Here is an 18484-nt window from a genome sequence, read left to right as displayed (position 1 = left end):
GCATGAACCGTCGCACCGTCCACGGAATGTGTCCGTACGCTGACGCAGCGTACGGAGTGAGGCTATGGAACACGCTCCGCGCGCCCGTCACCGTGGGCTCATGAACCACTCCACTCCCCAGGTCGCACCCGCCGTACTCACGTTCGCCCAGTTCTTCTCGTCCACTCGGCGCGGGGCACGATTGGCCCGTCTTCTGACCGTCGAGCAACTGCGCGCCTGGCCGGTGCCGCACGGCGTCACCGAGCGTGCCGAGCAGATCGTGGCCGAACTCAGCGCCAACGCCGCCCTGCACGGCCGGGTCGACAGCCGTCTCTTCCGGCTCACCCTCGCCCTCGACAGCAGGGCCTGTCTGCTCCGCGTCGCCGTCACCGATGCCCGGGGAGAGTGCCTCCCGTCACAGCCCCCCGTCTGTGAAGCGCCGTTGGACTCCGAGTCCGGTCGCGGCCTCCTCCTGGTGACCGCCCTCGCCGACCGGTGGGGTGTCGAGCCGTATCCTCCCAGCGGCAAGACGATCTGGGCAGAGTGTGACTTGGAGACCCCGGGCCCCTCGGTCTCCTGACACCGCGATGCCCGCTGTGGCCGGATTCGGCCCACCCTGTTGATCGAGTCCTGCCCGCCCCGGAGGATGGTCGTCAAGTCTCTCGCTGCACGGTGAGAGCCGAGGGGATGTGGTGCCGGTTCTTCGACGCCGGTGGATCGGGGGCGGGTCGTGTCGGTGGGCAGTGGTGCGGTCGTGAGTGGTGCCGGATGAGGCATCGGATGCAGGTGGTGCTTCAGGTCGTGCTGGTGCTGGTCGCCTGCCTGCTCGGCATCACCACCAACTACGCCACCAGCACCGACGACGCGCCGTGGGCGTTGCAAGTCATCCAGCGCTTCTCGGTGCCGGCGATCGGGCTGCTGGTGGTGGCCATGGTGGTCGGACAGGTCGTGGTGTACCGGTTGGAGAATCCCGGGCCGCCGCCGGTCGACTGGCCGCGCGACCGGTCCCCGTATCCGGGTCTGGACGCGTACGACGAGGACGAGGCGGCCGTCTACTTCGGCCGGGAGGCACAGGCCGCCGAGCTGACGCGCAGGCTGCACGCCACCGCGACGGGGCCCTCCGAACGGTTCCTGCTGCTGGCCGGGGCGTCAGGCAGCGGGAAGTCCTCGCTCGTGCGGGCCGGGGTGCTGCCCCGGCTGCGGGCACGCCGCTGGACCGTCGTTCCGCCGTTCTCACCCGGGGCGAGTCCGCTCGGCGCGCTCGCCTCGTCACTCGCGGCCGCCGCCGGGGAGCGGGAGACGGCCGGTGCGGTACTGCGGCGGCTGCGACAGGGTCCGGACGCCCTGCGGGCCGAGCTGGCCCGGTTGCGCGGCGGGCGGTTTCGGCGGACCCTCCTCGTCGTCGACCAGTTCGAGGAACTCGTCACCCTCGGGGGCGAACGCGAACGAGCCCGCTTCCTCGACTCGTTGTGTGCCTGTCTGGAGCAGGACTCGTCGGTACGGGTGCTGGCCACGCTCCGCGTGGATTTGTTGGGGAGGCTGCTCGGTACCGGTCATGCCGAGCTCTTCCAGCATCCCGTCGCGATCGGCACGCTGGGGAGGGCGCAGCTCGCCGAGGTGGTGGAGGCGCCCGGTGCGTTGGTGGGCCTCTCCTTCGAGCCTGGCGTGGTCGAGACGATCGTGGACGAGACGGGCACCGACGACGCGCTGCCGCTGCTCGCCTATCTCCTCCAGGAGCTGTACTTCGCCTCCGGGCCGGGCGGCACGGTCACCGAGGAGCTGTACCAGCGGCTCGGCGGTGTGCCGGGCGCCCTGGCACGGCAGGCCGACAACACCGTGACCGATCTCGGTGCGGGCGACACCATCGACTTCGTCCTGCGGGTGCTGCTGAAGTTCGTCACCGTGGAGGGGCAGGAAGTCGCCCGCCGGCATGTGCCGCTCTCGGATCTCACCGACCGTGAGCGGCATGTGGTGGACGCGTTCATCGACGCCAGACTGCTGCGGTCCGACGTACGTGGGAACGCGTCCGTCGGCCAGGAGCCGTACGCGCAGGTGACGCATGAGGCCCTGTTCCGGCAGTGGGCGCCGCTGCGGCAGGAGGTCGAGACGCGGGCCGAGCGGCTGCGGGAGCGCGCCGAGCTGGAGCGGTGGGCCGAGGACTGGGAGAGGTCAGGGCGCAGTACCGACTACCTCCTCGTCGGCGAGCGACTCACCGTGGCCAGGCGATGGCTTGAAGCCCTGGACGAGAGCGGGCAGGCATCTGCGCGCGGCCGGGCCCTCGTCGAGGCGTCGCAGCGCCGGGACGTCGCGTTCCTGAGTCGTGTGTCCGACGGCATCGGCCGGACGGTGCTCGGCAGCGCGGAGAGCGAACCCGAGCGGGCGCTGCTGCTGTCCCTGGCCGCGCTCGGCGAGTGCACACCGACGCCGTTGGCACGGCGAGGGCTGATGGCGGCGTTGGCCACCAGCCACCCGCGCACCCGGCTCGACGGGCACACGGACACGGTGCGCGACATCGCCTGGTCGCCGGACGGGCGGTTGCTGGCAACGGCGTCCCGGGACGGTACGGCCCGCATCTACGACGCCCGATCGGGGCGCCCCGTGTTGGTCTTGCCGTCCGACGGCGCGATGGTCGAGTCCGTCGCCTGGTCCCCGGACTCGGCACAGGTGGTCACCGGGGGCCGGGACCAGGTCGTACGGATCTGGGACGCCGTGTCCGGTGAGCCCGTACGACTGCTCACCGGGGCCGGGGACATCGGCAGGCAGGTGGCCTGGTCGCCCGACGGACTGTACGTCGCGGCCACGTTCAAGGACCGGGTGGTACGCGTCTGGGAGCCCTCGACCGGCCGGCTCGTGCACGCGCTGTGCGGGCACGGCGACGACGTCTGGGGCGTCGCATGGTCCCCGGACGGCGCCCGCCTCGCTTCCGCCTCCCACGACCAGACGGTGATCGTGTGGGACCGTGCGACGAGAACGGCAGGCGTGACGCTGACCGGGCACACGGACTTCGTCGAGGGTGTCGCCTGGTCGCCGGACGGGCGCCGTATCGCGACCGGCTCCGGTGACCACACCGTCCGTGTCTGGGACGCGGAGACGGGCGAGCTCCGGCTTCTGTTGCGCGGACACACCGACTACGTATGGAACCTGGCCTGGTCGCCGGACGGCCGGATGCTGGCATCCGCCTCGTCCGACCGGACCGTGCGCATCGTCGACGCCGAGGATGCGAAGGTGCTGGCGGTGCTGCGCGGACACATCGACACCGTGTGGGGAGTGGCCTGGTCGCCCACCGGCGCCCAGGTCGCCACCGGTTCTTCCGACGGCTCGGGGATCGTGTGGGATCTGCGTCCGCGTGGGGCTGAGACCACCCTGGTCGACGGGCACGACGGTCCGGTGAACGAGGCCGCGTGGTCGGGCGATGACGGCAGGGTCGTCACCGCCTCCAACGACGGCACCGTGCGGTGCTGGGACGCGGTGACGGGCGCTCCCGTCGGGGCGGTGACAAGGCTGGAGGACCGTGTGTGGAGCGTGGCGTGCGCGCCGCACGGTGACCGACTCGCGCTCGGTACCAACGACGGACTGTTCCGCGTCCTGGACGGGACGGGCCGCACACTGTTCGAGCGGCGCGGGGAGGTCGTCGAGGGGTGTGCCTGGTCCACGGACGGTCGGCGGATCGCGACCGGTGGGCATGACGGCGCCGTGCGCGTCCTGTCGGCGCAGGACGGGACGGAACTGATGAAGTTCGAGGAGCACCAGGACTGGGTGGGCCGCGTGGCCTGGTCACCGAGCGGCCTGCTGCTCGCCAGCTGTTCCGACGACCGGACCTGTCGGCTGTGGGACACCGGCGACGGCCGACAGCTCACCGTCCTGCGGGGGCACGACAACTACGTGGAGGACGCCGCATGGTCCCCGGACGAGGCACGTGTCGCCACGGCCTCGGGGGACTGGACGGCCGCTGTGTGGGATGCGGCCACGGGGCGCCGCGTCGACGTCCTGAAAGGTCACGAGGGGCGGGTCCGTGCCGTCGCCTGGTCGCCCGACGGGAGGTACGTGGCGACGGGAGGCGACGACCGCACGGTACGCGTGTGGTCCGCGGCCACCTTCGAGGAGGTCTCTGTCGTCGGCGTACATCAGGACAAGGTGACCTCGGTGGCGTGGTCCCGCGACGGCAGCCGACTGCTGACCGGGTCCGCCGACGGGACGGCCCGGGTGTGGCCCGCGCAGCCTGACTACGACCGGCTGGAGGCGGTTGCGAGGGGGCGGGTCTTCCGCATGCTCACGGAGGAGGAGCGACGGCACCACATGCTGCCGCTCGACCAGCCGTGATCAGTGGACCTGTTCGACCGTACGGTCGTCGGTGTGGATGAGGTAGTCGTCCGGGTTGAGGTTCATCGCCTCGCGCTCGGACGACGACCAGTACAGCGCGTTGCGCTCCTGGAATGTCTCGGGGCCGTCGTAGGAGATCAGCCAGACGAACTGGTTGCGCTCCCGCTCCACCCACGCCCCGCCGATGGTGAAGCCCAACTTCAGCCGCAGCGGCACGATCTCCTGCCGCCAGCGCTCGACCCACTCGTCGAGCATGCCGTCACGAACGGTGTACGTACGCAGTTGCGTGGTTCTGGGCATGAGGGACGGCCTCCCGGCGCTCGGTTGTCGTGGCACACAGCCTAGGTAGCTCCGTGGCCGCTTCGTCAGACCCCGACCACATGCACATCCACAGGCGCCAGCACCGCCAAGTACGCCCGGATGTCCCCCGGGTCGGTGGTGAACACCACCGCGCTGCCGTGCCGGGCCGCCGCCAGGGCCACCCAGGCGTCCACCGCGTCCGGCCGTTTCTTCGCCGGCAGGGTCGCGCTGCCCAGGGCGGTGCCGATGCGGCGCCAGTCCGCGAGGTCCGGGCCCGTGGCGCAGGCCAGGCATTCCGGACGGCCCGCCTTCGTTTCGCGCAGGGGCGGCTCCGACGTCCGGGCATGAGGGACGGTGCAGTCCTTCAGTACCCCGGACAGGGCGTGCACCAGCGCTGGTTGCGGGCGCCATACCTGGGCGAGGACCGGGCCGAGCACCAGCGCGCGGTGCGGGAGGGTACGCAGGCCCTCGTGGAGGGCCACCGCCTTCGCCTTGCGGTCGGCCAGGGCGATGAGCATGCCGGTGTCGTAGACCGGGACCCGTGGGCTCACGCGGCGTTTCCCGGGCGGTGGCCGTGCCGGTCACGGCCGTGGGCGAGGCCGAGGGCCTCCTCGACCTCGCGGCGTTCCTGCTCCGTCAGTTCCGCGGCCGGTTCCCGGGCGGGGTCTGCCGGCAGGCCGTCGGCTGCCTGCTCAGCGCGGGCGATGAGGGCGTCCACCTTGGCGAACTGTTCCTCTATGGCGTCGCTCTCGGCCATCTGGCGCGTCGCGGCGTGCACCAGGTACGCCGAGACGTCCATGCCCGCCCGTTCCGCATGCTGCCTGATGCGTTCGGCCTGGGTCTGGTCCAGGCTGATGCTGATCCGCGTCTTCGCCACACGGTCATCGTAATACGCGTACGACGAGGGCGCGAGTGACGGTGAAGGCACCGTCGTCACCTGTCATCGGGCCGGGGTTCAAGGGCTCCGACCACCCGCTCGACCTCGTCACGCCATGCCCGCAGCTCGACCTGCGTGGGCTCCAGTTCGTACCCGTGGTAGTGGCAGGCCCTGCTCAGGCCGCCCCAGGTCGCCGACCAGCGGCGGGCCGTGTCCTGGTCGGCGTAGGAGGCGAGGCACAGGGCCTGGGCGTGGGGTGGGCAGCGAGCCAGCTGGGGTTTGCGGGCCTGCCAGTAGCGGCGCAGGGCCTCTTCCAGGGCGTGGCGCAGCAGGAGTGCGACGGCGCGTGGCCAGACGCCCGTGGTGGAGGCGGTGGCCGTGCCGAGCAGTCGGTCCGCTCCTGCGAGCAGGTCGGCCGGGGTCGAGACGGACGGTGGTGGGGGCGAGGGGAATGCCGGGCCGCCCCGGGGCGGGCGCGGTGGTGGGACGGGGGATGCGGTCGGGTGGGTCGTGGTCACAGGGCTCGTACCGCCTTCGCGAGGTCCGCGGTGCGTCGGATGATGTCCTCCGCGTCGGCGAAGGGGACGGCTTCGTGGGTGCCCTTGTTGCACCAGCGGATGTGGTCGGTGGCCTCCGCTCCGTAGGCGCGGGTCAGGTCCGTCATGGCCTCGCCGCCTCGGTCCGCAGCGCCGTAGAGGGCGAGGGAGGCCAGCTCGGTCAGTTTGCGGGCCTTGGCGATGTGCCGCTCGATGTCGGTGTGCGGCATGCCTGTGCCGAGGAGCCGGCGGCGGGCCGGTTCGAGGAGGGCGGCCTCCAGTGCGGTGCGGCACAGGCCGGGCAGGACGCGGGCGACGACGTCGCCGGGCAGGTCGCGGGTCTTGGCGAGCGCCTTCGCGTCGTAGAGGGCCTGCTTGACGGGGTCGTCGCCGGAACGGACCCGTACGGCGGAGTGTTCGCGGCGGTCGACGGTGAGGACGGTGGCGGGCAGGCGCAGGTACTTCAGGGCCTGCGGCAGTCGGCTGTCGTGGGTGAAGACGACGACCTGGCGGTGTTCGGCGAGCAGGGCGAGGACGCGGGCGAGGCCGTCCACCTTGGCGGGGTCCATGGACTGCACCGGGTCGTCGATGACGAGGAACCGGAAGGGGTTTTCCGGCAGGAAGGTGCGTGGCAGGAAGAGGGACAGGGCGAGGGCGTGCAGTTCGCCCTGGCTCATCACGCCGAGGGCGGGGGCGTCGATGTCGTCGACGGTGACGTCGAGGGCGACCTTGCGCTGGGTTCCGGAGCCGCCCAGGCGGACGGGGCCGAGGGCGACGTTGCTCTGCTGGCGCAGGTGGGACCAGATGCGTTGGGCGTCCTCGGCGATGGGACGCATGCGGTCGGCGCGGATCTCCTCGTGGGCCGACTTGAGCCACTTCTGGGCGGCCTTCACCCGGGCGAGGCGCGGGGCCGCCTGCTCGGCCGCGTGGGCCTTGTCGAGCCAGGCGGCGAGTGCCCGGGCGGCATCACGCCAGGTGTCGTCCTGGTCGGCGAGGCGTGTGGCGGCCTCCTGACGGGTGATCCGTGCGGCGTCTGCGGCGGTTTGTGCGGCGTTCACGGCGAGGGACGCCAGTACGGCGGGGTCGGAGACGGTGCGGCATCGCAGCCAGTCGTTCCAGGCTTCGGCGATTTCGGCCGGCAGCCAGCCCGGGGGTGGCATGGCCAGGTCGCGGACGGCCCGGACGGCGGCGTCGAGTTCGCCCCGGGCGGTGAGGGCCTGCTCGGCCTCGGCGCGCAGCAGGCTTTCCTGCTCGGCGGCATCCCGTGCCCACGCCTCGTCGAGGCGGGCCGTGCCGCCGCAGACCGGGCAGGTGTCGAGGGCGGGGTGGGCTCGGTGGTGGGTGAGGGCGCGGGCGAGGAGTTCGGCGCGGCGCAGGGCGTCCTCGGCGGACGTCCCTCGCAGGTCGTCCGAGGAGGCGACGGCTTCTCGCAGGCGGGTCACTGCCGTGGCGACCGCCTCGACGTCGGGGCCGGTCAGAGTGGCGCGGCGGCGGAGGTCGAACAGCAGGGACTCGTCGGACGCGCCGGTTCCGGCCGCCAGTTCGGCGGCTCGGGTCAGATCGGGGCGCCGTCCGCTCAGTGCGGCGTGGGCGGCTTGGGCCCGGGGATCGTCGGTGTCGTCCAGCAGAGCGAGGAGGGCGGGGAGTTCGGCCTTGGCCGCCTTGGCAGGCGCGTCGTACTCGCGGGCCAGCTCGCGCAACCGTTTGTCCGCGGCGGCGAGTTGTTCCAGGCCGAGGATGGAAGCGACGGCGTCGTACATCTCGCTGGGTTTGCCGCCGATGACCTGGCCGAGTTCGGAGTACGACAGGAAGGGGCGGTAGGTCCCCAGGTCGTCCTGCCAGCCGAGGTCCGGGAGGGGGGCGGGGGGTGCGGCCGGGCCGGTCGAGTTCGGCGGTCGAGTCGGCCACGTCGTCTCCGTGCCAGGTCCGCAGGGCGGTGGCCGGTTCGGAGTCGCCGTCGATGCGCAGCTCCACGGCGACCTGCGGGTCCTGGCCGTGGTGGAGGTTGCGCCAGCTCTTGCGCCAGATGTCACTGCGGCCGCGCCAGCGGGCGTTGTCGCCGGTCAGCGCGATTTCGACGGCTTCGGCGAAGCTGGACTTGCCCGAGCCGTTGCGACCGGTGACCAAGGTGAGCCCTGGGCCCGGGTGCAGGGGCAGGCGGGTGGTACGGCCGATGCCGCGGAAGCCGCTGACCGTGACCGACTGGAGGTAGCAGCCGGGCATGCGGCCACGCCGCGGGGTCTCGTCCTCGAAGGCGGCCAGCAGGACGGCCCGGGACTCCGCGTCGAGGTCCGATGCGGTGAGCCGTTCGGCGATGAGGTGGGTGAGGGTACCGGCGGACGGGTCGTGGGCGGGTGGCCCCGCGGGAGCGGCGTCCGGTGCGGAATCGGCTGGTACGGGCATGGAAGGACCCCCGTGGAAGCTGTGGCTGCGTAGCGGGCGGGGCAGACGGGGCCGGACGGGCCGGCGCCGGTTGGCGATGGGAAGCGCGTAGGCGTGACGGGGCGGCTCACAGGCCGTGCGCCGCACGCTGTGGATGACCATAGCCCAATCGACGCCAATAATGGAATTCTTTGGGACTATTTGGATGTGCTTGGGTGATGCGGCCGGGGCGCGGGGCCCCTGCCGCCGGGAGCACTCACAGACGCCACTCCTCGGCGAGCATGCCCAGCAGTTCCTCCTGCCGGGCCTTGAGCAGCTCGGGGGTCCACCCGGCATGCTGAAGGACCTGGCTGGTCAGCGCGAAGGGGACCACTCCCCCGCGTCGCGTGAAGTACTTGGCCTTCTTGGCTGCGAAGTCGTAGTTCTGGGCCGCGGAGTTCTTGGCCCTGTTCAGCAGCACCAGGTTGCCCAGACGGTGCGTCCACTGTGCGCGCTGCTCCTCGTCGAACACGTCGACCCACTCGGAGTCGGCGCTCGGGCTCTGCGGCAGGACGTGCTCGACGGTGATGAGCGGGTGGTCGTACGTCACTCCCTGGCTGCGGGCGAGCAGCTCGTCGAGGCGTAGAAGGACGTACTTGCGGATCCTGCGGACGTGATAGAGGTCGCCGTCGAGCCAATTCCGCGTCTCCAGCTTCTCGTCGTCCCGCAGATCGAAGGCCGGGGAGTCGAGACCCTGCCCTTCGTCGAGTTGGCGGAGCAGTTCGGCATAGCGAGTGACACGCGGCGTCGTGTAGACGCGGCGGATGAACATGCTGGCCGACAGGCGCTCCAGGGCCCGCATGAACGCGTCGAGCCACGCGGGGTCGTTCTCACGATGGCGCAGTGCCCAGAGAGCGGCCGGTCGCCAGTCGTAGTTGTCGATCTGCTGCAGCCGCCTGAACCAGGCGTTGACCGACTCCGCGCCAGAGGCGGACTCGTAGCGAGCCTCCCTGATCTGGGCGTAGGCCTCGGCGTAGGGCCGGACGACGTCGTGCACGAAGGCCTCGGCCCGCTCCGGCAGGTAGCGGCTGAGCACCTGTTCGGGGAACTCCTTGAGCAGCTCCTGTTCCGCCCGCTTCTTGGCGAAGATCATCCGCAGATGCAGGAAGAGTTCCGCGAAGTCGTCCCGCCCGAGCAACTCCTCGGCGTCCTCCCAGGTGGTGGCGCATGCCTCGGATGCCTCCTCGTCCAGATCACCGATGACCCGGGACTTGAAGATGTCGGTGGGCGACAGGTCCAGACCTCGGGAGTTCATGACGCTGAAGATGCGGTGGGCGCTGTCGAGGTCCGGCGTGCTGACCACAACCAGGAACGTCCGCTCGGCGAGCATCTGGGCCAGGGCCAGCCGGCGCTCCTCGGGCAACGCGCTGAGACGACGGTGCAGAGCGGCCGCATTGCACAGGACGGCCCTCTGTGCATCGGTACGCAGGCCTTCCGGCTCCAGCGCCAGCAGGGTCTCCACGGCATCCTTGGCCTGCACGTACTTCTCGAAGAAGTCCGCGTCGCGGCTCCGCAGGGTGAGCCGAGGTCTCGGGGGCAGCCCGCGGATCTTGGCTCCCGGCTCCATCACCAGGCGATCGAGGTCGCCGCGCAGGTCCGGGTCGTCCGTGAGGTCGCGCAGGACGGACAGGAGGATGGTCAGGGTCGTGAGGCGCTGCTGGCCGTCGATGACCTCCGCCCTCGGGGCTCCGCCGTCCTTGACGAGCACGATGGACCCGAGGAAGTAGGGCTCGTCCGTCCCTCGGTCCAGAGCCTCCTGCAGGTCCAGCAGCAACTGGGACGCCTGTTCCTCCTGCCAGGCGTAGGGGCGTTGATAGTCGGGGATCTTGAAGTCGTAGTCGCTGCCGAAGACTTTGTGCAGGGGCGTCTCGTGCGCCTCGAGTTTTTGCATGTCCCGATGATGGCCGAGATGCGCGGTACATGACGCCTGATCAGGTATATCCGTCTACCCGCGGGCGAGAAGAGCGCAGACGAGGCGGGCCGGACGCCGGGTTCTGCCCTGCTCGTTCACGCTGGTGACCCTGGCGGGGGTGCAGCCGATCGGTTGGCCCGCTCAGCCGAGACGAAGCCTCGTCGGAGGACTACCCCCTGACCCGGCAGGACTTTACGCAAGAGGCCCCGCCCCCCCCGCAGGAAGTAGCGGGGCCCGTTGGCGGATCGTCCGCGGGCGAGTTACGGAGCCTGCATCACCATGCGGGTGTTCCGCAGTAGCCGCCGGTCAGGCAAGCGCGGAAGTTGAGCCCGTTGAGGCCGCTGTAGTCGCCGGAGAACGATTCTCCGTTGGCGGCGGTGCGGATGGGGGTCCAGCCCTTGCCCGACCACTTGGCCTGGAGAATGACCCACTTGCCGTCCTTGGCGTGATCGTAGAACTTTCCGGAGAAGCTGCCGTAGTAGGACTTTCCGCTTGCGCTCTTGTGCCAGGACCAGCAGACATAGACGGAGCCCTTGCCGTTACTGGTCCTCAGGGTGGTGCACTTGCTGCCTTGGGCGGTGGTGGCGCCTTGGTCGGTGGCCACGGCAGGGCCGGAGAAGCCGACGGTGAGGGCGGCAGTTGCCGCCATCGAGGCGACAAACGACTTGGTCTTGGTCATGGTTCCTCCCGTGTGGGGCGGCTGCTGAAGCCCGCTGGTCAAGCGGTACCGCCGCCGAAGACAGTACGGAAGGGTTCTCTTGGCGACGTCCCGCCAGAGGTTGAATGCCGCCTCAATCAAGCGCGGTAACCCACTCGCTTCTACAACTCGTGCAGCAGAGCAATGGGTTGACGAGGACGCGGAGAGCCGCAAAGGGCGGCAGACGAGTCGGGCTGTACGCCGGGTTCTGTTCCGACGGGGCCTCGCGGTCCCGTCGGCGACGGCCATCCATCTAGGGCCGGCGTTGCCACCGGCCTCCAGCGGTCTACCCGCGGACTCGGGCGGGCAGCCCTCGAACGTCCGCGCAGAGCGCTTTTCACGGCGCTCCTCTTGACCTTGCTCCGGGTGGGGTTTACCTAGCTGCCCAGGTCGCCCTGGGCACTGGTGGTCTCTTACACCACCGTTTCACCCTTACCGGGGGCCGAAGCCTCCGGCGGTCTGTTTTCTGTGGCACTGTCCCGCGGGTCACCCCGGGTGGCCGTTAGCCATCACCCTGCCCTGTGGAGCCCGGACGTTCCTCGGGAAGTCCCGTGAGGGACTCCACGCGGCCGCCCGCCCGGCTCGTCTGCCGTGTCGACCATGGTACCCGGCGGGCCTCCGGCCTCGGACCGGCGGCGGTCGCGAGGACCGAGCCGGCCAGGATCAGGGTGAAGGCGACGCCGATGCCGAGGGTCAGCTCCTCGTCCAGCAGGAGGGCGCCCGCGGCGACGGCGACCGCCGGGTTGACGTAGGTGATGACGCCGGCCCGGGTCGGGCCGACCTCCTTGATCAGCTCCAGGAAGGCCACGAAGGCGATCGCGGTGCAGACGAGGCCGAGACCGGCCAGGGCTGCCAGGGCCTCGCCCGAGGGGAGGGTGGTGGGCCGGGTCAGGAAGGCGGCGGGGGCGTAGACGACGGCGGCCAGGGTGAGGCAGGGGGTGATGAGCTGGAGGGTGGGGACGTCCTTGAGGTGGCGGGCGGCGATCAGGGGGGCGGTGGCGTAACCGACGACCGTCACCAGCACCTCGGCCAGCGAGTGGGCGTCGCCTCCGGTGATGTGCGGGACGGTGAGGACGGCGACGCCTCCGAGGCCGAGGCCGAGGCCGGTGATCCGGCGGGCGCCGACCCGTTCCTCGGCGCCGAAGAAGCGGGCCAGGAGGACGGCGACGATCGGCACGCCCGCGATCAGCAGCCCGGCGGTGGAGCTGGACAGGTGCCGCTCGGCGTCCGTCAGGGTCCCCCAGGGGCCGATGATCTCGATCACGGCGAAGGCCAGCATCGGCTTCCAGTGGCGCCGTACGGTGCCCAGGAGGTCTCCCTTGCGCAGGGCGAAGGGGAGCAGGAGGGCCGCGCCGAGCGCGCACCGCGCGAACACCACGCCGGACGGGGACACCTCGTCCACCGCCACCTTGATCATCAGGTAGGGAACGCCCCAGACCACTCCCATCAGGGAGAACAGAAACCAGCCGCGTGCAGTCATGCGGCGAGTCTCGGCCGCCTCACCCGGTGCGGTCTTGAACGCTGTTGCGGTACGCCGCCGGGGTCACCCCGAGGACCCGCCGGAACCAGCGGGTCAGGTGCGCCTGGTCGGCGAACCCCACCAGCGCCGCCACCTCGGCCGGGCGCAGGCCCGTCTCCAGGAGCCCGCGCGCCCTGGCCACCCGGTGCTGGGCGAGCCAGGCGTACGGCGGCATCCCCGTCGCCGTACGGAAGGCCCGCAGGAGTTGGTAGCGGGACAGGCCGAGGTCGGTGGCGAGGGCCGCCAGGGACGGCGGGGCGAGGAGTTCGCCGGCGAGGCGGTCGCGTACGACGCGGGCGACGCGGTCGGCGCCGGGGACCGCGTCGTCGGCCGCGCGGGCCGTGGAGTGGCGGCGGGCCAGCGCCGCAAGCAGCCAGGGCAGGCGGGACTCCGCCTCCAGGGGGTCGGGGCAGCGGGCCAGGTCCGTGTGCGCGGCGCGCAGGGCGGCGGCGAGTTCCGGGTCGTCGAGGACGGGTTCACGGAAGTGCGGGAAGGCGGTGCCCGGCCGGGCACCGTCGGTGAGGAGGTTCGGGGCCGCGTACAGGGCTCGGTACGAGTAGCCCTCGGGGGCGGCGGGGCCGCCTGTGTGCACCTCGCCCGGTTCCAGAACGACGATGGAGCCCGGCCCCGAGTGAATGTGCCCGCCCCGGTAGGCGATGACCTCCAGCCCGCCCACGGTGACGCCGACCGTGTACTCGTCGTGTGCGTGCGGAGCGTAGACGTGCCGGTCGAAGCGAGCGGTAAGGAGGTCGAGGGGAGGGCCGGCCGTCCCTAGCCGTGCCCTCGTCCAGCGTGCTTGCTCGCCTCGCGCGTCCACCACCGACCACCCCCTGCCCCTACGGGATCAGAGGAAGTCGGTGGTGTCCAGGTCGAAGGAGAAGGGGGCGGGGAGGGTCAGCCGCTTTCCGAAGGCGACGGTGCAGTGCTGCTGGTAGTCGTCGTGGCCTGGTTCGCTGAACAGCGTGACCGACGACTCCTGACGGTCGACGAGCAGGTAGAACGGAATGCCGCCACGCGCGTACGCACGGTGTTTGGTCTCGCGGTCGGTCCGCCGACACGGGGACGTCACCTCCAGCACCAGGGTGACGCCTTTGCACGGCATCCAGGGCGCTGCCCCGCGGAACAGCCGAAGCTCGCGGGGGACGAAGGTGCCGTCCGGGATCACGTGGTCCAGGGGTTGTCCTTCCGCGTTCTGCAAGGTCAGGCCCTTGTGCGCGGAGAACTGCAGCGCGGCTCGCGACCGCCTGTGCATCTGGCTCAGGATCCGGCTGATGCAGTGCTCATGATGTCCGTCCGGCGGCGGTGTGAGGGCGAACTTGCCCTCGACGAGTTCCGCCCGGAAGCCCGTGGGAGCTTGCAGCTCGACGAACCATTCCACGAGCAGCCGCTGTGAGATCGGATCATGCGTCGTCGCCAAGGCGGACCTCCCCTTCGTTCCTCGCCGGCCATGATCGTGCAGCCACTCCGCCGCTGTCCGCGAGCAGGCGATCGGTTCCCTCGATCGTGGTCGCTTGACCCTGTCGCAACGTCAACGTTTCTACTGGGGGCATGCGGATCGGAGAACTCGCCGATGTGGTCGGCGTCACCACGCGGACCGTGCGGCACTACCACCACCAGGGCCTGCTGCCCGAGCCGGAGCGGCTGGCCAACGGGTATCGGACGTACACCCTGCGGCACGTCGTCGTGCTGGCCCGGATCCGGCGGCTGACCGAGCTGGGGCTCGGGCTCGCGGAGGTGCGGGACGTGCTCGCGGACGAGGCCGGGAAGGACCTGACCGAGGTGCTGGAGGAGCTGGACGCGGATCTCGCGCGGCAGGAGGCGGCGATCCGGGACCGTCGGGCGCGGTTGCGGGCGCTGCTGGAGGCGGAGGGCGGGGTACCGCCCGAGGGGCCGGTCTCGCCCGAGCTGGCCGGGCTGTTCGCCGGGATCGGGGACGTGTCCGGCTCGCCGATGGCCCTGCGGGACCGGGAGATGCTGGCGCTGCTGGAGAGCACCGTCGCCCCCGAGGAACGGGACGGGCTGCTGGCCGCGATGCGCGGCGCCCTGGACTCGCCGGAGGCGGCGGCCCGGGCCCGCCGCGCCTATGCGCTGCTCGACGAGCTGGCCGACGCCGGCGCCGACGACCCCCGCGTGGCGGAGGCGGCCCGCGTACTCGCCGACTGCATGCCCGCCGAGCTGCTGCCTGAGGAGGGCTTCGACCTCGACCCCGGCCACGGTCTGCTGCGCGCCCTGTACGCCGACTTCGCCCCGGCCCAGGCGGAGGCGGTCCGGCAGGCCATGGAGATCGCCTCCCGGGGACGGCGGCCGTGAGGGGCAACGGTTTCACCGCGCTTCCGTCCCTGCTGGTCCGGCACGAGCTGCGGCTGTGGGCGAGCCTGTGGCTGTGGGCCGCCCGGCGGGCCCACGGGGTGGTGCCCGGCGGGGCCGTCTTCGGGTACGCGCGGGGGCAGGGCGTGATGATGGCCGGGTTCGGGTTCGTGTGTGTCGTCGAGTCCGTGATGATGTCCGTGCTGCTGCGGGACTGGCCCGCCGTGCACCATGTGATGCTGGTGCTGAACGTGTACACCGTCGTGATGGTGGTCGGGCTGCACGCCGCGTCCGTGGTCCGGCCGCATGTTCTGGACCCGGGTGCGGGCGTGCTGCGCATCCGCCGGGCCCTCCACGTCGATCTGCGGATACCGCTGGAGCGGATCACCTCCGTCCGGCGCGAGCTGCGCACGACGCACGAGCCCGCCGACGGGGAACTCGCTCTCGCCGTGGGGTCCCAGACCTCCGTCACCGTCGAGCTCGCCGAGCCCGTCGCCCACGTCTCCTTCTTCGGGCGCCGGCGCGAGGTGCGCGTGGTGCGGTGTCACGCCGACGACCCCGGGGCCCTGGTACGGGCCGTCGAGCGGGCGCGGGCGGGGGACGCCGTACCCTGACCGGGGGCTGGGGAGCCGGCCCGATGTGAAGGAGTACGTGTGCTTGTCCTGCTGCCGCCGTCCGAGGGGAAGGCCGCGTCCGGCCGGGGCGCCCCGCTGAAGACCGGGTCGCTGTCCCTGCCGGGGCTCACCGCGGCCCGGGAGGCCGTCCTCGGCGAGCTGGTGGAGCTGTGCGCCGGCGACGAGGAGAAGGCGCGCGAGGTACTCGGGCTGAGCGAGGGGCTGCGCGGCGAGGTCGCCAAGAACATGGAGCTGCTGACGGCGGGTGCGCGTCCGGCCGGGGAGATCTACACCGGTGTGCTGTACGACGCGCTGGACCTGGCCTCGCTGGACGCCGCCGCCAAGCGGCGGGCGGCCAGGTCGCTGCTGGTGTTCTCGGGACTGTGGGGTGCCGTGCGGGTGACCGACCGGATCCCCTCCTACCGGTGCTCGATGGGTGTGAAGCTGCCCGGTCTCGGGGCGCTGGGCGCGCACTGGCGGGCGCCGATGGCCGAGGTGCTGCCGGAGGCGGCCGGGGGCGGGCTGGTGCTGGACCTGCGTTCGGCGGCGTACGCGGCGGCCTGGAAGCCGAAGGGCGAGGTCGCCGCGCGCACGGCGACCGTGCGGGTGCTGCACGCGCCGACCCGGAAGGTGGTCAGCCACTTCAACAAGGCGACCAAGGGGCGGATCGTACGGAGCCTGCTGGCGGCCGGGACCGCGCCCGAGGGACCGGCGGAGCTGGTGGAGGCGCTGCGGGACCTGGGGTACGAGGTCGAAGCAGAGGCGCCCGCGAGGGCCGGACGGCCGTGGTCGCTGGACGTGCTCGTGGACGAGGTCCACTGAGCGGTCGAACGATGCCGTTGCGTGCACTGCAACGGTGATTGCAGAGAGTGCGTTTCGGCGGCACGATGAGGGCATGAGTTCTCCGCTGCCCTCCTCCCCCGCCGCCTCGGTGCTGGATCTCGCGCCCGTCGTGCCCGTCGTGGTCGTCGACGACCTCGCCGACGCCGTGCCGCTCGCCAGGGCGCTCGTCGCCGGTGGGCTGCCCGCGATCGAGGTGACGCTGCGGACGCCGGTCGCCCTCGACGCGATCCGGGCCATCGCCGCCGAGGTGCCGGACGCGGTGGTCGGCGCGGGCACGGTCGTCACCGCGGAGCAGGTCGCCGAGGTCGTGGCGGCCGGGGCGCGGTTCCTGGTCAGCCCGGGGTGGACGCCCGCGCTGCTGGAGGCGATGCGGGGGTCCGGGGTGCCGTTCCTGCCGGGGGTGTCCACCACGTCGGAGGTGGTGGCGCTGCTGGAGCGCGGGGTGCGGGAGATGAAGTTCTTCCCGGCCGAGGCGGCGGGCGGCACCGCCTATCTCAAGGCGCTCGCCGCGCCGTTGCCGCAGGCGCGCTTCTGCCCGACCGGCGGCATCACCCCGGCCTCCGCGCCGGAGTACCTGGCACTGCCCAACGTCGGCTGCGTCGGGGGCAGTTGGATGCTGCCCAAGGACGCGGTGGCCGACCGGGACTGGGCGCGCGTGGCGGCTCTGGCCCGCGAGGCGGCCGGGCTCAGCGCAGGTGGGACGTCTCGTTGAACAGGCGGACGCTGGCGCCGCCGTCCGCGTAGTACGCCACCGCCGACAGCGACGCCGCCGACAGTTCCATCCGGAACAGCGACTCGGGCGGGGCGCCCAGGGCGAGCCGCACGAACGTCTTGATCGGCGTCACGTGGGAGACCAGCAGCACCGTGCGGCCCGCGTACGCCGCGACGAGCTTGTCGCGGGTGGCGGCGATCCGGGCGCCGGTGGCCGCGAAGCTCTCGCCGCCCCCGGTCGGCTCCGCGTCCGGGGAGGCCAGCCAGGCGTCCAGGTCCGCGGGGTGGCGCTCGCGCACCTCGCCGAAGGTCAGCCCCTCCCACACGCCGAAGTCGGTCTCGCGCAGCCCCTCCTCGACCGCCACCTCCAGACCCAGGCGGGCGGCGACGATGCCGGCGGTCTCCCGGGTGCGGGCCAGGGGCGAGGCGACGATCGCCTCGATCGTGCCGCGCCGGGCGAGGCTCGCGGCGACCCTCTCGGCCTGCTCCCGGCCGACGGACGACAGGGACGGATCGCTGCCGCCGCTCCCGGAGAACCGCTTCTGCGGGGTGAGCGGCGTCTCCCCGTGCCGCAGGAGGACGAAGGTGGCGGGGGCACCCATGTCGGGCGGCCCCCAGCCGGGCGAGGCCACGGCCTTCGCGGCCCGCACGTCGGCCTCGCCCGAGGTCTCGGCGCCGACACCGGAGCCGGAAGCCCCGGAGCGGGAAGCCCCGGTGCCGGAAGCGCCGGTGCGGGGAGCGCCGGTGGCGGGAGCACCGATGGGGGGAGCACCGATGGGGGCGCGCGGTCCCGCATCGGTTGACGCGGCTTCGACGCCGGCCCGGGCCGCCCGCGCGAGGCGCTCGCCCGCCGCCACTCCGCCCCCGTCCGGGGCGGACTCCCCACCGTCCCCGCCGTCGCCCCCATCGCCCCCGTCGCCGCCTTCGGTCCCGGCGGGTGCGGCGCGGTCTGCGGCGGCGGCCGCGTCCAGTTCCGCCGTCGAGTCGGACGGCGACCACACCTCGCCGCGCGCGCCCGCGTCCATCGCCTCGTTGGCCAGGCGGTCGGCGTGCTTGTTGCTGGCGCGGGGGATCCACTCGTACGTCACGCGGCCGGGCGGGAAGACGCGGGCCGCCTCGGCCGCCAGCGGCTTCATGTCGGGGTGCTTGATCTTCCAGCGCCCCGACATCTGCTCGACCACGAGCTTGGAGTCCATGCGGACGTGCACCGCGGCGTCCGGGTCCAGTGCCGCGGCCGCGCGCAGGCCGGCCAGCAGGCCCCGGTACTCGGCCACGTTGTTCGTGACCACGCCGAGGTACTCGGCGGCCTCCATCAGGGCCTCCCCCGTCGCCGGGTCGAGGACCACCGCGCCGTAGCCCGCGGGCCCCGGGTTGCCCCGCGACCCGCCGTCGGCCTCGACGACGAACTCCCGCGCGGGACGCGGCGCCTGGTCAGCCACCGGACCGCC

At 72.2% G+C, this 18484-nt stretch carries 16 protein-coding genes, 1 other RNA gene and 2 pseudogenes; 6 read left to right on the top strand and 13 right to left on the bottom strand.

From position 1 onward, the window contains the following. Positions 1–100: 100 nt before the first annotated feature. Both ACH4D3_RS09470 and ACH4D3_RS09465 read left to right on the top strand, forming a co-directional pair. Positions 101–559 (top strand): ATP-binding protein, encoded by a 459-nt coding sequence (locus ACH4D3_RS09470; RefSeq protein WP_398318566.1) that lies wholly within the window; start codon positions 101–103, stop codon positions 557–559. Between the two features lie 200 nt (positions 560–759). After that, positions 760–4299: an AAA family ATPase gene (locus ACH4D3_RS09465; protein ID WP_398318563.1), complete on the top strand. Its 3540-nt coding sequence runs from the start codon at positions 760–762 to the stop codon at positions 4297–4299. Here the strand turns inward: ACH4D3_RS09465 and ACH4D3_RS09460 are convergent, their stop codons facing one another. From ACH4D3_RS09460 to ACH4D3_RS09405, 12 genes and pseudogenes are all read right to left on the bottom strand, one after another. Continuing rightward, on the bottom strand, positions 4300–4599 hold the full coding sequence (locus ACH4D3_RS09460; protein ID WP_398318560.1) for an NIPSNAP family protein: 300 nt from the start codon (positions 4597–4599) through the stop codon (positions 4300–4302). A 65-nt stretch (positions 4600–4664) separates the two neighbouring features. Then, a complete protein-coding gene (locus ACH4D3_RS09455) occupies positions 4665–5150 on the bottom strand; it encodes a hypothetical protein (RefSeq protein WP_398318557.1) in 486 nt (161 codons plus the stop codon). Next, positions 5147–5476 (bottom strand): plasmid mobilization protein, encoded by a 330-nt coding sequence (locus tag ACH4D3_RS09450; protein WP_398318554.1) that lies wholly within the window; start codon positions 5474–5476, stop codon positions 5147–5149. Before ACH4D3_RS09450 ends, ACH4D3_RS09455 begins: the two co-directional genes overlap by 4 nt. Positions 5477–5532: 56 nt before the next feature. Next, positions 5533–5994 carry a hypothetical protein gene (locus ACH4D3_RS09445; protein WP_125632138.1) on the bottom strand — a complete coding sequence of 154 codons (462 nt, stop codon included), beginning with the start codon at positions 5992–5994 and terminating at the stop codon, positions 5533–5535. Next, on the bottom strand, positions 5991–7772 hold the full coding sequence (locus tag ACH4D3_RS09440; protein WP_398318551.1) for a chromosome segregation protein SMC: 1782 nt from the start codon (positions 7770–7772) through the stop codon (positions 5991–5993). Before ACH4D3_RS09440 ends, ACH4D3_RS09445 begins: the two co-directional genes overlap by 4 nt. A 196-nt stretch (positions 7773–7968) precedes the next feature. After that, a pseudogene (locus tag ACH4D3_RS09435) lies at positions 7969–8235 on the bottom strand (AAA family ATPase); the annotation flags it as partial. A 415-nt stretch (positions 8236–8650) separates the two neighbouring features. Beyond that, complete coding sequence (locus ACH4D3_RS09430) at positions 8651–10324, bottom strand: DUF262 domain-containing protein (protein WP_398318548.1); 1674 nt, start codon at positions 10322–10324, stop codon at positions 8651–8653. Between the two features lie 295 nt (positions 10325–10619). Beyond that, positions 10620–11024, bottom strand: coding sequence for a hypothetical protein (locus ACH4D3_RS09425; RefSeq protein WP_398318545.1), 405 nt, complete (start codon positions 11022–11024; stop codon positions 10620–10622). 199 nt (positions 11025–11223) lie between these two features. After that, an RNA gene (rnpB, locus tag ACH4D3_RS09420) (RNase P RNA component class A) lies at positions 11224–11627 on the bottom strand. Between the two features lie 67 nt (positions 11628–11694). Next, a pseudogene (locus ACH4D3_RS09415) lies at positions 11695–12522 on the bottom strand (DMT family transporter); the annotation flags it as partial. 19 nt (positions 12523–12541) lie between these two features. Further along, positions 12542–13381 (bottom strand): AraC family ligand binding domain-containing protein, encoded by an 840-nt coding sequence (locus ACH4D3_RS09410; protein ID WP_398318542.1) that lies wholly within the window; start codon positions 13379–13381, stop codon positions 12542–12544. A 24-nt stretch (positions 13382–13405) separates the two neighbouring features. Beyond that, positions 13406–13978, bottom strand: coding sequence for a Uma2 family endonuclease (locus ACH4D3_RS09405; RefSeq protein WP_398318539.1), 573 nt, complete (start codon positions 13976–13978; stop codon positions 13406–13408). Between the two features lie 131 nt (positions 13979–14109). Between ACH4D3_RS09405 and ACH4D3_RS09400 the strand changes: the two genes are divergently transcribed. The 4 genes from ACH4D3_RS09400 to eda all read left to right on the top strand — a co-directional run bounded on the left by ACH4D3_RS09400 (position 14110) and on the right by eda (position 17037). Then, positions 14110–14871: a MerR family transcriptional regulator gene (locus ACH4D3_RS09400; RefSeq protein ID WP_398318536.1), complete on the top strand. Its 762-nt coding sequence runs from the start codon at positions 14110–14112 to the stop codon at positions 14869–14871. After that, positions 14868–15482 (top strand): hypothetical protein, encoded by a 615-nt coding sequence (locus tag ACH4D3_RS09395; RefSeq protein WP_398318533.1) that lies wholly within the window; start codon positions 14868–14870, stop codon positions 15480–15482. The genes ACH4D3_RS09400 and ACH4D3_RS09395 overlap by 4 nt, the downstream gene beginning before the upstream one ends. 39 nt (positions 15483–15521) lie before the next feature. Further along, complete coding sequence (gene yaaA, locus ACH4D3_RS09390; protein WP_398318530.1) at positions 15522–16304, top strand: peroxide stress protein YaaA; 783 nt, start codon at positions 15522–15524, stop codon at positions 16302–16304. A 73-nt stretch (positions 16305–16377) separates the two neighbouring features. Further along, positions 16378–17037: a bifunctional 4-hydroxy-2-oxoglutarate aldolase/2-dehydro-3-deoxy-phosphogluconate aldolase gene (eda, locus tag ACH4D3_RS09385; RefSeq protein WP_398318527.1), complete on the top strand. Its 660-nt coding sequence runs from the start codon at positions 16378–16380 to the stop codon at positions 17035–17037. On the opposite strand, the gene ACH4D3_RS09380 is transcribed toward eda, so the two are convergent. After that, positions 17012–18475: a bifunctional RNase H/acid phosphatase gene (locus ACH4D3_RS09380; RefSeq protein WP_398318524.1), complete on the bottom strand. Its 1464-nt coding sequence runs from the start codon at positions 18473–18475 to the stop codon at positions 17012–17014. The genes eda and ACH4D3_RS09380 overlap by 26 nt on opposite strands. Positions 18476–18484: the final 9 nt, after the last annotated feature.

Origin of the sequence: Streptomyces sp. NPDC018026 (assembly GCF_044327745.1) — a bacterium.
GTDB classification, from domain to species: Bacteria; Actinomycetota; Actinomycetes; order Streptomycetales; family Streptomycetaceae; genus Streptomyces; species Streptomyces rubrogriseus.
Note: the sequence above shows the minus strand (reverse complement) of the source record. Positions and strands in the feature narration are given on the sequence as shown.

Bases quoted from the DNA above. Each gene is read 5' to 3' on its own strand.
- eda (WP_398318527.1), top strand. From the start codon at position 16,378: ATGAGTTCTCCGCTGCCCTCCTCCCCCGCCGCCTCGGTGCTGGATCTC.
- ACH4D3_RS09425 (WP_398318545.1), bottom strand. From the start codon at position 11,024: ATGACCAAGACCAAGTCGTTTGTCGCCTCGATGGCGGCAACTGCCGCC.
- ACH4D3_RS09465 (WP_398318563.1), top strand. From the start codon at position 760: ATGCAGGTGGTGCTTCAGGTCGTGCTGGTGCTGGTCGCCTGCCTGCTC.
- ACH4D3_RS09460 (WP_398318560.1), bottom strand. From the start codon at position 4,599: ATGCCCAGAACCACGCAACTGCGTACGTACACCGTTCGTGACGGCATG.
- ACH4D3_RS09430 (WP_398318548.1), bottom strand. From the start codon at position 10,324: ATGCAAAAACTCGAGGCGCACGAGACGCCCCTGCACAAAGTCTTCGGC.
- ACH4D3_RS09440 (WP_398318551.1), bottom strand. From the start codon at position 7,772: ATGTACGACGCCGTCGCTTCCATCCTCGGCCTGGAACAACTCGCCGCC.
- ACH4D3_RS09470 (WP_398318566.1), top strand. From the start codon at position 101: ATGAACCACTCCACTCCCCAGGTCGCACCCGCCGTACTCACGTTCGCC.
- ACH4D3_RS09400 (WP_398318536.1), top strand. From the start codon at position 14,110: ATGCGGATCGGAGAACTCGCCGATGTGGTCGGCGTCACCACGCGGACC.